We start from the raw sequence: 13,286 nt of genomic DNA on the forward strand, positions 1-13,286 counted from the left end.
AGATGTGTATAAGAGACAGCAGGCGGGGCCGTGCGGCGGAGGCACGAGCCGCCGCCAGGCGGTGACGAGCATCTCGGTGAGCAGCTGGCTGCGGCTTGCGATCTCGCCGTTGCGGCGAGCGACCGAGCGCAGGTCGGCCACGCTGCCGCGCACGGTGAGGGCCTCAGCTTCGATCCACGCCTCGAGTGACACAGCGCGCCCCACATATTCGCCGTCGATCTCGAAATCCTGCGGGGCGTCGACGCTCACCGAGACGCTTGCTGCGCGACTGTGCTGAACGAACTCGCCCATGACGGGTTCGGCGCCGGTGGCCGCGGCCCGGGCATCCGCGCGCCGAGGCAGCGCCGCTGTGTTGGTGCGTACGAACCAGCCGATGGCCGCGTGCCAGCCGCGTGCACCGCGGGGCCGCAGCAGCACCACGTCGAGCTCGCCGTCGTCGATGAGTGCGCCGGGGATCATCCGGATGCCCGCCGGCAGCACCCCCGCATTGCCGACCACGAGCGTGTGCGCCGTACCCACGGCCGCGCGGCCGCCGTCGAGCGTGTAACTCAAGCCGAACTGGCGGTTGCGCGTGAACGATTGCACGATCGCCGCGATGTACCCCACCCAGCCGAAAGCGCTTTTGCCGCGCGAGCTGGTGTTCGCCACCATCTGCGCGTCGACACCCATGCCCGTCATCACCAGGAACGCGGCGCTCACCGTCTCACCACCCTCGAGCAGGGCATCGACCCGCCCCACATCGACGGTTCGCAGCTCGTCGCTGAACGCGGCCAGCAGCGCGCGCCGAGGGTTGCCGAGCGGAAGGCCGAGGGCGCGCGCGAAGAGGTTCGTCGTTCCCACCGGCAGGATGCCGAGCGGCACCTGCTGGTGCCGCAGAGCCTGAGCGACCGCACTCACTGTGCCGTCACCGCCCGCGGCAATCACCACATCGGGCGACGCCTGCAGCAGCCGGAGCGCCTGGCCCCCACCGGCGTCGTCGACCGTGGTAGCGGCCCAGAAGCTCGGGCCCCACGACAGCTCTGCCTCCACCGATTCGACCAGCGACCGCAGCCGCCGAACATCGACCTTCGTGGGGTTGTAGACGATGGCGGCGCGCGGTCGGGGTAACGCGGGGGGAGTCATGAGTGGGGGCCGGTCAGCGACAGGTCAGCAGGAGGGGGAGCGGGATGCAGTCGGAAGAAAGGCGGTAGCAGGCGCGTCGCCGGGTCAGGCGGTGATGCCGCTGGAGTCGAGCGAGTTCGCCACGATGGTCAGGCCCTTCAGGCCCGGCATCTTGGCGATGTGTGCGTCGATGGCGTTGATGGCCTTACGGCCTTCGGGGCCGCCGAAGATGTGGCCCATCACGTGCTTGACCTCGGTCTGATCCATGATGGTCGACCCCACCGGGCCCCAGAACTTGCCGAGAGCGAAGCGAGCGAACTTCTGCGCGAGCACGCTCTTGCCGAGGCGTTCGCGGGCCTGCGTGGCGTAGAACGCCACGTGGCGTGCTTCCTGCATGGCGATGCGCTTCAGCAGTTCAGCCAGAACGGGGTGGCCTTCGATCTCGGCGAGACGCTTGTAGGCGGCGACGGCCGACCACTCGTTCGCGGCGCCCCAGATCATGTGCACGGCGATGAAGTCTTTGCCCACGAGGTTCGACAGAACCGACTGCTTCACCGGGTCGATGCGGTCTTTCCAGCCGAGCTTCAGTCTCTTCGACTTGAGTTCGTCGAACTCGAGGGTGATGTCGTGCATGCGCAGCACGTCTGCCAGGGCTTCGCCGTGCCAGAACTCTTCGCGGTTCCACATGGTCATGAAGCCGGTCACATCGGTGTCGCGGTGCGACGGGGTGACGAGCATGTCACGCATGTAGCAGACGGTGTGATATTCGACATCCGCCATATAGCGAATGACGCGCAGGGTGTCGTCGGGCAGGGGATTGGTTTTGAAGGTCTCGAAATCGAGGTCTTCCCACGCGACGTTCTTTGACGTTTTGGTGTAGTTGTCGATGTCGAAGGCCATGAGCGTTTGAGGGCGTCGCCAGCGGCGAAACGCGTCTCATCCTCCTGTTTCTCTACGGGCCAGAGTGTTCTGACGAACGGTCTATACGTATTCTGCTGTGATTTGCTGAAAATTTGCACAAGTCAAGACAACCTGCACCATCGTGCAGGTACTTCGACGAGCGACTACTTGTCGACCCAGACCCGCCGCCGGGTCTCGGGCCGGGGTGCTGTGGCCCCCCAGATGCGTCGCCAGTGCGCCGCCGCGGGGGAGTTCTGTTCGTCTGTCGGCAGAGAATTCTCCGCTTCTGAACGAAGTGCGCCGTACCAGCCACTGCTCTCTTCGGCGAGGCCGAGGGTAATGGCCTTGACGATCTTCGCTGTGACAGAAGTTGATTCGTCGCCGGCATCGATCTGGATTGGTCGCCCGAACGTCACCGTCACCACGGGGCGGCCCGCCTCGGGCGTGCGTCGCCACGGTGGCAGCGCGCGAAAGGTGCCCCCGAGCGTCACCGGCACGAGCGTGACCCCGGTCTGGATGCCCAGCTGTGCGGCCCCCCGATCGAACTGCGTCAGCGAGCCGTCGTCTGAGCGGGTCTTCTCGGCGAACAGCACCACGCTGACACCGCGCCCGAGCAGCTCGGTGAGGCGCGCACCCGAGCGCAGCCGCAGCAGCTTCTCGGCCACCCCGGCCGCCCCGATCGCGGGCTGAACGCCCACCACGACGGTGCGGATCGCGCTGTGGCGTTCGCGGCCGACACCGGCCCGGGGCGCGCCCGCCAGTGCCTGCTGGATGAGCGGGGCATCCAGCTCGCTCGGATGGTTCGCCACGAAGATGAACGGCCCCGGCAGCTCGGCGATGTACTCGAGCCCCCGGATGACCGGCTTCACCCCGAGGCGCAGGCTGAGTGCGCTCACCATCAGCTGACCTCGGAGAGGCTCACGGGAGCGCCGTGCACGTACGTGATCGACGGGTCGAGGCCCACCGAGTCTGAGGCCATCTCGAGCGCATCGGCCAGCGTCGAAGCGGCTTTGAACCCCATACGACGGGTGGAGGCGTGGTCGCCGCCCACGAAGATGACGTCGCCCAGGTGCTCGATGGCGGGCGCCGCCGAGTACCAGGCGTGAAACGGGTGCAGCGCGTGGTGCGCGTAGCTTGTCTGGTAGAGGTGCCGATACCACGTGTCTTCGGCGAACTTCTCTTCGTACTCGGCCGCGATGACGCCCGGGTCGGTGCTCTGGCTCAGCACTTCGGCGAAGAAGTCGCTGTAGGCGGGGTGGTAGAGCGGGTGGAACCACGGCGTCAGCGGGTGGTAGATGATCGCTGTTCCGCCGCGGCGCACCACGGGGTCGGCGGTGGGGCCGTGAAAGACCTGCCCGAGGGCGAGGGTCGCTGCGGTCACCGGGTTCAGTGCGGTGCCCACCTGGCCGGGGTTCGGAATACCGAAGATGGCCACGTCGGCCGCCTGGTCGACCTGGCCCAGCTGCTGCTGCGCGAGAAATGACTGGGTGATCGGATGCACAGAACTGGGCTTGCCCGCCACCACGCTGGTCACACCGAAGCCCACGCCCGCCACCTGGGCGAGCCCGAGCCTGGCGCGCGACGGCAGTACGCGCGTAGCGGCCTGCAGCCCGGCTGAGAGCGCACGCTCGGCGAGGGTCCACTCGCGTTCGCGCTTGCTGAGAAATGCGGTGACCGGGCCGGTCGGCTCGGGCGTCAGCGTCACATCGATGGTGAAGACCTGGGCGGTGCCGCCCACAGCGTTGACGAGGTTCTCGAACGGGTCGAGACCGGGGGCAGTGGCCTGGGCCGAAACCAGGGCGCGCGAGGTGCGGGCGCCGGCCAGCTTCGTGGCCACCGAGGCGGCGCCCTCGTTGCCCACGGCGGTGGCGAGGCGCACCGAGATGACCAGATCGCTCGAGACGACACGGCCGTTCACCTCGAGGGGGGTGCCGTCGGGCATGCGGCCCACCTCCACGAGGTTTGCGGCGTCTTCGGCGTCATGGCTCTGCAGGTGATCGGGGTAGAACGAGGCGAACACGCGCTCGCCCACGAGGCGTTGCAGGTCGTTCGCGGTGAGGCGGCGGCGAAGGCCGGTGGCGGCGATCAGTTCGAGGTCGTCGACCCCGGCGGCGGCGGCCCGCTCGAGTACGTGTTCGATGACGCGCTGCCGAACATCCGGGGCCGTACGGCTCGTGACCGGCTGCGAGAGGTCTTCGAACACCACGGTGACCCGCGAGCCGCGTTTCAGCAGGGCGGCGAGTGGTTCGCTGTCGACCGGCGAGTTCAGCGCCTTCTCGATTTCGGCGTCGAGCGACCGGATGCCCGCCAGAGGCTCAGGCGGGTACAGCACATTCGTGCCCGTTGGCATGCGCTCGAGCAGTACTTTCTCGCCCTGGAATACAACGAGAGGAGGTGTCTGGGCGTCGACACTCAGAACGAAGCCGGGTCTGCTCATGAATTGGTCTCTTTCGCGCTGGGCACTGCCGTGCTCGGGTTCTGTGCTGAGGGCTGTGCGGGCTGTGCGGGTACTGGCGGTGCAGACAGCCGTGCGGGCAGCCGGGGAGCCCGCAGCAGTTCGCTCACGGTGTCGATGCGGCTGTGGTTGTGGTCTGTCCACTGGTGAATGCGCCAGTGTTTGGTGCTCGCGTGCGAGAACAGCGCCGCGTCGGGGTTGACGGCCTGAGGGTTACCCACGAGTTCGAGCCAGGCGCGGTCGGCATGGCTGTCGCCGTACGCGTACGACTTCGAGAGGTCGATGCCTTCGCGTTCGGCGTAGAGGCGCAACCAGGCTGCGCGGGCCTCGTCGACGAGCGGGGGCTTCGAGAGATAGCCGGTCCAGATGCCGTTCTGCGAGTGCATCGTGCTGGCGACGACCTCGTCGAAAAGCGAGCTGAACGGTTCGGCGAGCACGTCGATCGCGCCGGTGACCAGAATCGTGCGGTGGCCGGCCTCTTTGTGCTTGCGAATCTGGCGGATGGCCTCGGGCCGCATGCGCTGCAGCAGAACGTCGCCCACGGTGTCGTGGATGAGCTCCCGAAGGGCCGCCTCATCGACGCCCTCGTAGCGGCGCACGAAGGTGCGGATGAACTCGCCACGGTCGCGGCGGTCGGCCGCCAGGTAACGGGGGAGCGAACTCACCAGGTTCGCGATCTCGCCCGGCCATTTCGACTTGTCGAGGCTCGCGAGCCGCACCCAGAGGTACTGCTCGATGACGTTCGACGCGAGCACGGTGCCCTCGAGGTCGAAGATGGCTGCGGCATTCTCGTTGTGCGGCAGCGGCTTCTCGCCGCGGGCCTTGGCCCGGGGGCGCGAGCTGAAGGTGCGCATCAGGGTCGTGACGGCCGGGAAGTGCACCTCCTGCAGATAGTGGTCCCAGTCGATCTCGGTGGCGTCGAAGCCGAATCGTTCGCGCTCACCGGCCGGCAGCGTGTTGTTCAGCGCCGCCGTCTTGCTGTCGTCGTAGATGATCTCGGCCTGCGTGTAGTTCTGGTACAGGTCGCTGTAGGCGCGCAGCAGATCGAGGTCACTCTGCCGGGCAGAGGCGGCCCGCTGCAGGTTGCGGGTGGTCGCGGTCGAGGGCAGGCGCAGCAGCGTGCGCTGCAGCAGCTTGTTCGTGCGCTCGCCGGTGCGCAACGTGCGATTGATGGCGCGGGGGCCAGGGAAGGCCCAGTAGGGCGCACGGATGTGGCCGCCCTGGTCATCCGGAATCGGGTTGGCCCGAAAGTACTTGAGCACGTTCTCGTAGATGTCGCGAAAGGTCAGCGGATTGCGGCCACCCGAGCTGAGGTGGTAGTACTGCGGGTCGCCGACGGCCGGCGGGTTCGCTGAGACGCCGAGCGTGGCGTTCACCACGATGTCGACAGGGATGATGTCGAGGATGCTGTCGGGCAGGCCCGGAAACTCGGGCACCAGGCCACGGCCGTAGGCGATGATCAGCGGGTCGGCGACCTTGAAGCCGTCGATCCAGCCGGGAAACGGATGCCGCAGGGCGCTCTCGATGATGGCTGGTCGAACCACAGACAACCGGTGCCCGTTGCCGGCCCACAGCTGCTCGGCGACGCGCTCGCTCATCGACTTCGTGAACGAGTACACGTCGGCCCAGCCGACACTCTGCGCACGGATTCGCCCGTAGTCGACGAGACGCTTCGTCACCCACTCGCTCCGGCCAACCTCGGCGGCGACGGCCACAGCGTGCGGGCCCACCTTGCCGTTGTCGAGGCGCGCCTGGGCGATCAGTTTGCGGAGCACCTCGGGCCGGCGGGAGGATGCCTCGACCTGGGCGCGGGCGGCCACGGCCGCCTCCATCTCGGTGCGCCAGTCGATGGTGTGGTTGAGACTGGCCTCGACGGCGGTGCCTTTGTTGATGCCGCCGACGTACGCCGTCGACACTTGCACCACGTGCGGGTCACTACCGGTGCGGAGCAGGGCTTCGTAGAGCCCGACGGCTCCGCCCACGTTGGTCTTGAAGGCTTCATCGATGGGCGGGTCGAACGACACGGTCGACGCGCTGTGGATGAGCACGTCGAGGTCGTCGGGCAGCGATGCCACCGACCCCATGCTCGATTCGACGACGGAGATGCGCTCGGTCATCGAGCGGTCGACCTCGTCTTGCCCCACGCGCTCGCGCCACTTCGAGAAGACGGGTTTACGCAGCAGGCTCTTCAGGCGCGCCTGGCCGGTGAGCGACCCCTTCGGCCTGATCAGCAGCGTCATGCGCGTGCTGGGGTAGTCGGCAAGCAGCTTCTCGAGAATGGCCTGGCCCACAAAGCCGGTCGCCCCGGTGAGCATGATGTGCTGCCCTTCGAGGGGTGAGAAGTCGCCGAGCGGCGAGCCCACGAGCTCGCTCACGCGGTGGCCTTCGTGTGGTCGGCCGTGACCAGCCGAACACCGAGGCGCCGCGCCTGGCGCTTCATCAGATCGAGGCCGGCGAGGCCGGGCAACGTGTCGACGACGCGGTCGACGCCCAGGGCGTCAGCGCGCCCGGAGGCATCGCCGAACAGGTAGGTCATCATGAATCGCGTCTCCTGGGTTGGTTGTTCGCTGGTACCCGTCGGCGCCCACGATTTTCGAAGCGACGACCGTGTGAGCTTTCGAGCCGACACCGATTCTTCCAGTCTGCGGAGCGTTTCGCCTTCGAAAAAGCGTAAATGACGCTCGCGCAGCACCTGAAACCGGCCGAGAATCTCGGTGAGGGCGACGTTCGGGTCTTTCTTGATGATCTGGCTGTAGGCCGCCCGGTTCACCAGCTCGTCGATGTACGAGCGCGTCACGGTACCCGCGATGACGTCTTCGCCGATGAGATTCGCCCGAATGGCGGTGATGATGGGCGAGATTCGGTCAGCGAACTCCCGCACGAATCGCACCACGGCCAGGCGCGCCCGGTTCTTCGCCGGAACGAAGTTCTCGTGCGCTTTCAGAATGCGGTCGTAGGCGTCGGCGATCCAGTACTTCTCGAACGCCCACGTTGCAAGAAACGCGGTGAGGCGCGCATCTTTGTGCGAGGGGGTGACGAGCACGTCGCGCATGTGGTGCATGGTGAACTGCTCGAGATCGCGCAGATACGCCAGTGCACGCAGGGTCGCGGGTTTCAACGGATGCTCGGCGAAGGCCCCGAGCGGCAGGGTCGCCTCGTGGCTTCCGGCCGCCGTTCGGGTGTATTCGCGAATGTCGAAGTCTCCTCCGCCGGTCGGCGTCGAGATGCGTGGGGTCACGGGGTGGGTCGAATCAGTCATGCAGCCCTCCAGGGCCGATCGGGGCGGCGGTAGTTCGGCGTGAACTTACACGGTTGTTCGTCGCCGTGTCGTATCGTGATTGCCATGGTTACGGCAATGGTCACAGGCGGCACTTCAGGCATCGGGGCGGCGTTCGCGCGCGCACTGGCGAAACGGGGTGACAGTCTCGTGCTCGTGGCCCGCGACCAGGCTCGGCTCGACGAGACGGCGTCGTCGCTCGCCACCGAGTTCGGCATCGCCGTCGAGACGGTCTCTGCCGACCTGTCGAACCGCGACGACGTGGTGCGCGTTGCCGCGCTGCTCGAGCGCGAGACCAACCCCATCGAGATTCTGGTGAACAACGCCGGCTTCGGCGTGCACACGGCTCTGCTGGCGATCGACACCACTCCGCACGAACGGGCGTTCGACGTGATGTGCCGCACGGTGCTCATGCTGGGCGCTTCGGCGGGCCGCACCATGCGTACCAGGGGCGCGGGCACCATCATCAACGTGTCGAGTACTTCGGGATACATCACCATGGGCAGCTACTCGGCGATCAAGGCCTGGGTGACCTCGTACACCGAGGGCCTGGCGGTGGAGCTTCGGGGCAGCGGGGTGCAGGTCACGGCGCTCTGCCCCGGCTGGGTGCACACCGAGTTCCATTCCCGTGCGGGCATACGAGAGTCGTCGATCCCGGGGTTTCTGTGGATCGACGTCGACAGGCTGGTCGATGACGCTCTCAGGGATGCGGAAAAGGGCAAGGTCATCTCCATTCCGTCTGCGCGGTTCAAATTTCTGATGTTCTTCGCACGTCATCTGCCGCGCACCACGATCCGTGCCATCTCGGGGCGCATCTCGTCGAGTCGCTCCCACTAGTGCCGACTTTTCGCTAGTCGATAGTATCGCTACGGTCTGCGTTTCGGTTCCGCCGGGAGTTTGAGTACGCTGGGCAGGTGGAGTTCGGCAATCGCTATACCTCACGGGCCCAAGCAGGAGCCCGTTTCGTGGCTCAGCGCCTGCTGCTGAAGCCCGTCATCTGGTCGATGGTGCGTGTGCACATCAGTAATCGCAAGCTGGTCAACGAGGTGCACGGGGCCTACATCGTGGTGGCGAACCATTCGAGCCACCTCGACGCCCCTCTCATTCTCGGGGCCATGCCCAGCCGGTTGTCGCGGTATCTCGCGGCTGCCGCAGCGGCCGACTACTTCTTCGACGTGTGGTGGCGAAAGGGCCTCACCGCCCTCTTCTTCAACGCCTTCCCGGTCGACCGCAGCGCCAACTCGCGCTCGAACGGCTTCACCGGCAAGCTGCTGAAGCGCGGTGTTCCGCTGCTGGTGTTCCCCGAGGGAACCCGGTCGAAAGACGGCACCATCGCGCCCTTCAAGGCGGGTGCGGCGGCGCTCTGCATCAAGGCGGGCATTCCGTGCATCCCGATCGCCCTGGTGGGTGCCACCGAGGCGATGCCGCGCGGGCGCAACTGGCCGGTACCCGGCCGCCCCGATGTCTACGTCGAATTCGGCCGCCCCTTGCGGGCCGCCGAGGGCGAGAGCGTCGACAGCTTCAACGATCGCATCGAAACGGTCATCCGTTCGATGCACGCCGAGCAGAAGGCCATCGCCGACGCTGCTCGAGCCGAACGAACCGGTACGAACGTGCACGATCACCCCACACTCGGCGAGGCCGACGAACACCGCGAAGGAGCCGCATGACCGACGTCAAGCACATGAAATGGTGGGGCTGGGGCGTTGAAGGTGTGGGTTTCCACCACGAAGACAAGCCCGGTTTCGCGCCCTTCGTCGTCAACGCCGTGGGTATCGACGTGTGGAAGGAGCCGGTGCCGCCCATCGACTTCGCCGAAGTGAATGTGCCCGAAAGCGTCGCGTCTGACGAGTTCTTCGCGGCACTGACCACCATCGTGGGGCCCGAGTACGCCACCACGGACGGCCTCGAGCGCGTCGTGCACACGTACGGCAAGAGCATCCGCGACCTCATCCGGCTGCGCGACAACGTTCTGCCCCGCGTTCCCGACGTGGTGGTCTACCCGGCCGACGAGAGCGCAGTGCAGCGCATCATGGCGCTCGCCGTGGCCGAAGACGCGGTCATCATTCCGTTCGGCGGCGGCAGTAACATCGTGGGCAGCCTCGAGCCCGTTCCCACCGAGACCCGCACGATCATCTCGCTCGACATGGGCCGCATGTCACGCGTGCTCGACATCGACGAGTACTCGAACCTCGCCACCATTCAGGCCGGCGTGCTCGGGCCCGACATGGAAGAGCAGCTGAACGCGCGCGGCTGGACACTCGGTCACTTCCCCGACAGCTTCACGCACTCCACCCTCGGCGGCTGGATCGCCACCCGCTCGTCGGGTATGCAGAGCGACAAGTACGGCGACATCGCCGACATGACCAAGGGCCTCCGCGTAGTTCAGCCGGGCAAGCTGCTGGTCGTTCGCCCCATCCCCGCTTCGGCCACCGGCCCCAGCGTGCGTGAGGCGATTCTCGGCAGCGAAGGTCGCCTGGGCATCATCACCGAAGCGACCGTTCAGGTGCACCGGCTGCCCGCCAAGCGCGAAGTGCTCGGCTATCTCTTCAAGAACTGGGATTCGGCGCTCGCTGCCATGCACGACATCGCCACGAGCGATGCTGCTCCCTCGATCACCCGGGTATCGGATGCCCGCGAGACCGCTTTCTCGTTCTCGACCTCGAAGGCGAGCCACGGCATCAGCGGCCAAGTGCAGAAGGCGCTCTTCGCCTTTCTGCAGAAGCGCGGCTGGAACCTCGACGAGGTGTGCCTGTCGTTCATCGGGTACGAGGGCACCGCGTCGAACGTGTCGCACCAGAAGTCGGTCGTGGGCGACGTGCTGAAGAAGCACGGCGCCATCACGCTCGGCAAGGGCCCCGGCGCGCTCTACGACCAGAAGAAGTTCGACACCCCGTACCTCCGCGACTTCCTGCTCGATCGCGGTGCCGCGGCCGACGTGTCAGAGACCGCAGCGCCGTGGGCGAAGCTCAAGCCGCTCTACGACAACGTGTTCGCCGCCGCCAACAAGGCGTATGCCGAAATCGGCATGAAGGGGTGGATCATGTGCCACCTCTCGCACTCGATGCACTCGGGAGCCTGCCTCTACTTCACCTTCGCGTTCACGCACGACGGCGTCGACCCGATCGCGCAGTACGACGTAGTGAAGTCGGCCATCCAGCAGGCCTTCATCGACAACGGCGGAACCCTCTCGCACCACCACAGCGTGGGTGTTGAGCACGCTCGCTGGATCGAAGACGACATCTCGACCGCAGGCGCCGACCTCGTGCAGGGAATGTTCACCACGGTCGACCCCGGCAAGAACCTGAACCCGGGCAAGATTCTGACGCGGGAGTGATTTGGGCACGAGCGTGATGCCGGGGCCGTGCGCGGCCCCGGGTTCGAAGCGGCCGGCGGTTTCGGAGTGAATGACACCGAAACCAGCATCCTGTCGGCGACTCTCGACATTCTGCGCACCAAAGGGCCGGCCGCGGTCAACGTCGAAGCTGTGGCGTTGGCGTCGGGGCTGGCGAAGACAACCATCTATCGCCGGTTCGAGAACCGCAAGGCACTGCTCGAGGCGGCGATTCTCTCGGTGGTGCTGAACCCTGTGCCGCCGCCTGACACCTCGGTCGAAGACCAGTTGCGTTGGGTCATCGGGCAGACACACGACGGGGTCGAGAACATTCTCGGCTCCGGCGGGGTCTCGGCCATCGTGGCGAACCAGGATGCCCAGTTCATGATGCTCATCCGTGAGATGCTCGTGCCTTGGGTGGAACTGGTGCGCGCGGTACTCGAGCGCGGTGTGGCGACGGGATCGCTGCGCGCAGACATCGACGTCGAAGTGGCCCTGCACTTCATTCTGGGCTCGTCGCTCGGCGAATTCATTCGCACGGGCACCATGTCAGCCGATTGGACAGAGCGGGTCTTCGGCATGCTCTGGAGTTCGGTGCGCCCGGAAGCGTAGTCGCAGTGAGGTGCCGGTGACATACCGGCGAGGTACGTCAGCAGGGTGCCGCTGCCGCGGCCCCCGCCGAGCGGTGGGCGCCGGTCTACTCGACTTCGTCGAACACTGACGCAGTCGGGCCCGCGGCTTCGGCACTGCCGATCTCGGGCAGATTCAGCCCGGCCCGCTTCAGAATCTCGGTGGTCATCAGAATCGGCCGGTGGTCTGAGAGGCCACGGCCCAGGGTTTCGACCAGTTGAACGTCGAAGCCGCGGGAGAGCAGAAAGTCGAAGTGGTAGGCGATCGACTTCGTGTAGAAGTATGTGGGGCCGTCACTGAGGTTCAGCGAGAAGCCGGCGCGCTCGGCCTGGCGGATGAGTGGCCCGCGTAGCAGCGGGTAGTTGAAGTCACCGGTCATCAGCGTGGGGCTGCCGTTGCTGAGCGCCGCGAGGTGGTCGAGCGCCTGGCCGATCTGGCGGCGGCGCAACAGGTTCGTCGCCGAGAGCGGCGAGGCGTGAAACGATGCCAGCTGAATGTCTTGGCCCGACACGAGGTCGACGAAGCGGGTGGTGAGCAGGCGTTCGATGGCCGGCTGCAGCACGCGGTCGTGAATCGACTTGCGAAGAGTGAACGCGTGCGACTCGAGCGCGGTGAAGCGGTCGGGCCGGTAGTAGATCGCAAGGCCGAGGGAGTTCTTGTACGTGGCGCTGGCGAGCTTCAGCTCACCGATCTGCTGCGGCATACGTACGCCGTCGCCCTCTTGGAGGCAGAGCACATCAACGGGGTTACGCTCAACGAGGGCAAGCAGTTCAGTGGTTGCTGCGTGCTTGCGCAGGTTGTAGCTCATGATCTTCAGTTCAAGCCGCCCAACGGTTGTTCCCCTGCCAATTGTCGGCTCTCAGTCTAACCAGCCTCGCTGGAGGGGAGATGCGAGTACCGAACGTCGCACAACAGTTCATTCGGAGTTTGGGCCCGGGCGGTTTGGTCGGGCTCAGGAGCGCGCCGGTAGTCTCGGTTCATGCGGCAGATCGAGGTGCAGGTGGCTCACCTGTTCGTGTCGCCGCTTCACCGGTATGAGGGGCGCCCGTCTGATGGGCCCGTGCCGCTTCCCGCAGGAGGCGCGGAAGGTGGCGTGGCCGAGATCGCGCTGCGCGCGCACCTCGGGGTGGTGGGAGACCGGTACTTCGGGCGGGAGGCGCACCGCAGTGCATCCGTGACCGTTATGGCGATGGAGTCGCTCGAAGCCGTCGAACGCGAACTGCAGGTGGGGCATGCTCTCGACCCGTTCGCTACCCGGCGCACAGTATTTCTGCGCGGAGCTGACGTCGACGCGTTGGCCCGCACTCGGTTCAGCCTCGACACGGGCGCGGGCGAGGTCGTGTTTCAGGGCAACCGGCCGGCGAACCCGTGCGCCTGGATGAACGTCGCTCTTGCCGAGGGCGCGCACCGGGCACTGCGGGGCCGCGGGGGTGTGCGGTGCGAGCCGCTCGCCGACGGGAACCTCACGCTGGGCCCGGCCGTTCTGCGCGTCTACGACGAGCCCTAGCCTGCCCTGCCCGACCCGCGCAAGCCTCGCTTGGCAGGGTTGACTCGGCCTCCTGCCCGGCGAAAAGTGGAGCTGCACTCAA

Annotated in this window: 12 protein-coding genes; 5 read left to right on the forward strand and 7 right to left on the reverse strand. The window is 66.5% G+C overall.

Annotation, left to right across the window (positions count from 1 at the left end; all coding sequences use genetic code 11):
• From QN358_RS05410 to QN358_RS05435, 6 genes are all read right to left on the reverse strand, one after another.
• Nucleotides 1-1,122, reverse strand: a 1,122-nt coding sequence (locus tag QN358_RS05410) for a diacylglycerol/lipid kinase family protein (protein ID WP_323511811.1), incomplete at its 3' end; no start/stop codon positions are given.
• A gap of 84 nt (nucleotides 1,123-1,206) precedes the next feature.
• Nucleotides 1,207-2,001, reverse strand: coding sequence for a ferritin-like domain-containing protein (locus tag QN358_RS05415; RefSeq protein ID WP_323511812.1), 795 nt, complete (start codon nucleotides 1,999-2,001; stop codon nucleotides 1,207-1,209).
• A gap of 164 nt (nucleotides 2,002-2,165) precedes the next feature.
• Nucleotides 2,166-2,900, reverse strand: coding sequence for a lysophospholipid acyltransferase family protein (locus QN358_RS05420; RefSeq protein WP_136641275.1), 735 nt, complete (start codon nucleotides 2,898-2,900; stop codon nucleotides 2,166-2,168).
• Nucleotides 2,900-4,438, reverse strand: coding sequence for a lactate racemase domain-containing protein (locus QN358_RS05425; RefSeq protein WP_136641274.1), 1,539 nt, complete (start codon nucleotides 4,436-4,438; stop codon nucleotides 2,900-2,902). Before QN358_RS05425 ends, QN358_RS05420 begins: the two co-directional genes overlap by 1 nt.
• On the reverse strand, nucleotides 4,435-6,831 hold the full coding sequence (locus tag QN358_RS05430; protein WP_323511813.1) for an HAD-IB family hydrolase: 2,397 nt from the start codon (nucleotides 6,829-6,831) through the stop codon (nucleotides 4,435-4,437). The genes QN358_RS05425 and QN358_RS05430 overlap by 4 nt, the downstream gene beginning before the upstream one ends.
• On the reverse strand, nucleotides 6,828-7,715 hold the full coding sequence (locus QN358_RS05435) for a hypothetical protein (protein ID WP_323511814.1): 888 nt from the start codon (nucleotides 7,713-7,715) through the stop codon (nucleotides 6,828-6,830). Before QN358_RS05435 ends, QN358_RS05430 begins: the two co-directional genes overlap by 4 nt.
• Nucleotides 7,716-7,799: 84 nt before the next feature.
• Between QN358_RS05435 and QN358_RS05440 the strand changes: the two genes are divergently transcribed.
• The 4 genes from QN358_RS05440 to QN358_RS05455 all read left to right on the forward strand — a co-directional run bounded on the left by QN358_RS05440 (nucleotide 7,800) and on the right by QN358_RS05455 (nucleotide 11,679).
• A complete protein-coding gene (locus QN358_RS05440; RefSeq protein ID WP_136641272.1) occupies nucleotides 7,800-8,570 on the forward strand; it encodes an SDR family NAD(P)-dependent oxidoreductase in 771 nt (256 codons plus the stop codon).
• A gap of 128 nt (nucleotides 8,571-8,698) precedes the next feature.
• Nucleotides 8,699-9,403, forward strand: a complete 705-nt coding sequence (locus tag QN358_RS05445) for a lysophospholipid acyltransferase family protein (protein ID WP_237280278.1) — start codon at nucleotides 8,699-8,701, stop codon at nucleotides 9,401-9,403.
• Nucleotides 9,400-11,070, forward strand: a complete 1,671-nt coding sequence (locus tag QN358_RS05450; protein ID WP_136641271.1) for an FAD-binding oxidoreductase — start codon at nucleotides 9,400-9,402, stop codon at nucleotides 11,068-11,070. Before QN358_RS05445 ends, QN358_RS05450 begins: the two co-directional genes overlap by 4 nt.
• A gap of 66 nt (nucleotides 11,071-11,136) precedes the next feature.
• On the forward strand, nucleotides 11,137-11,679 hold the full coding sequence (locus QN358_RS05455) for a TetR/AcrR family transcriptional regulator (protein ID WP_161580364.1): 543 nt from the start codon (nucleotides 11,137-11,139) through the stop codon (nucleotides 11,677-11,679).
• An 85-nt stretch (nucleotides 11,680-11,764) separates the two neighbouring features.
• Here QN358_RS05455 and QN358_RS05460 read toward each other — a convergent pair whose 3' ends face one another.
• On the reverse strand, nucleotides 11,765-12,505 hold the full coding sequence (locus QN358_RS05460; RefSeq protein WP_323511815.1) for an endonuclease/exonuclease/phosphatase family protein: 741 nt from the start codon (nucleotides 12,503-12,505) through the stop codon (nucleotides 11,765-11,767).
• 171 nt (nucleotides 12,506-12,676) lie between these two features.
• On the opposite strand from QN358_RS05460, the gene QN358_RS05465 reads away from it, so the two are divergent.
• On the forward strand, nucleotides 12,677-13,204 hold the full coding sequence (locus tag QN358_RS05465; RefSeq protein ID WP_136641268.1) for an MOSC domain-containing protein: 528 nt from the start codon (nucleotides 12,677-12,679) through the stop codon (nucleotides 13,202-13,204).
• Nucleotides 13,205-13,286 lie beyond the last annotated feature (82 nt).

Source organism: Subtercola sp. RTI3 (assembly GCF_035018625.1).
GTDB classification, from domain to species: Bacteria; Actinomycetota; Actinomycetes; order Actinomycetales; family Microbacteriaceae; genus Subtercola; species Subtercola vilae.

What these genes read in the sequence shown, in the direction of transcription:
- QN358_RS05415 (WP_323511812.1), bottom strand. Translation starts at nt 2,001, where the DNA reads ATGGCCTTCGACATCGACAACTACACCAAAACGTCAAAGAACGTCGCG.
- QN358_RS05420 (WP_136641275.1), bottom strand. Translation starts at nt 2,900, where the DNA reads ATGGTGAGCGCACTCAGCCTGCGCCTCGGGGTGAAGCCGGTCATCCGG.
- QN358_RS05425 (WP_136641274.1), bottom strand. Translation starts at nt 4,438, where the DNA reads ATGAGCAGACCCGGCTTCGTTCTGAGTGTCGACGCCCAGACACCTCCT.
- QN358_RS05435 (WP_323511814.1), bottom strand. Translation starts at nt 7,715, where the DNA reads ATGACTGATTCGACCCACCCCGTGACCCCACGCATCTCGACGCCGACC.
- QN358_RS05440 (WP_136641272.1), top strand. Translation starts at nt 7,800, where the DNA reads ATGGTTACGGCAATGGTCACAGGCGGCACTTCAGGCATCGGGGCGGCG.
- QN358_RS05450 (WP_136641271.1), top strand. Translation starts at nt 9,400, where the DNA reads ATGACCGACGTCAAGCACATGAAATGGTGGGGCTGGGGCGTTGAAGGT.
- QN358_RS05460 (WP_323511815.1), bottom strand. Translation starts at nt 12,505, where the DNA reads ATGAGCTACAACCTGCGCAAGCACGCAGCAACCACTGAACTGCTTGCC.
- QN358_RS05465 (WP_136641268.1), top strand. Translation starts at nt 12,677, where the DNA reads ATGCGGCAGATCGAGGTGCAGGTGGCTCACCTGTTCGTGTCGCCGCTT.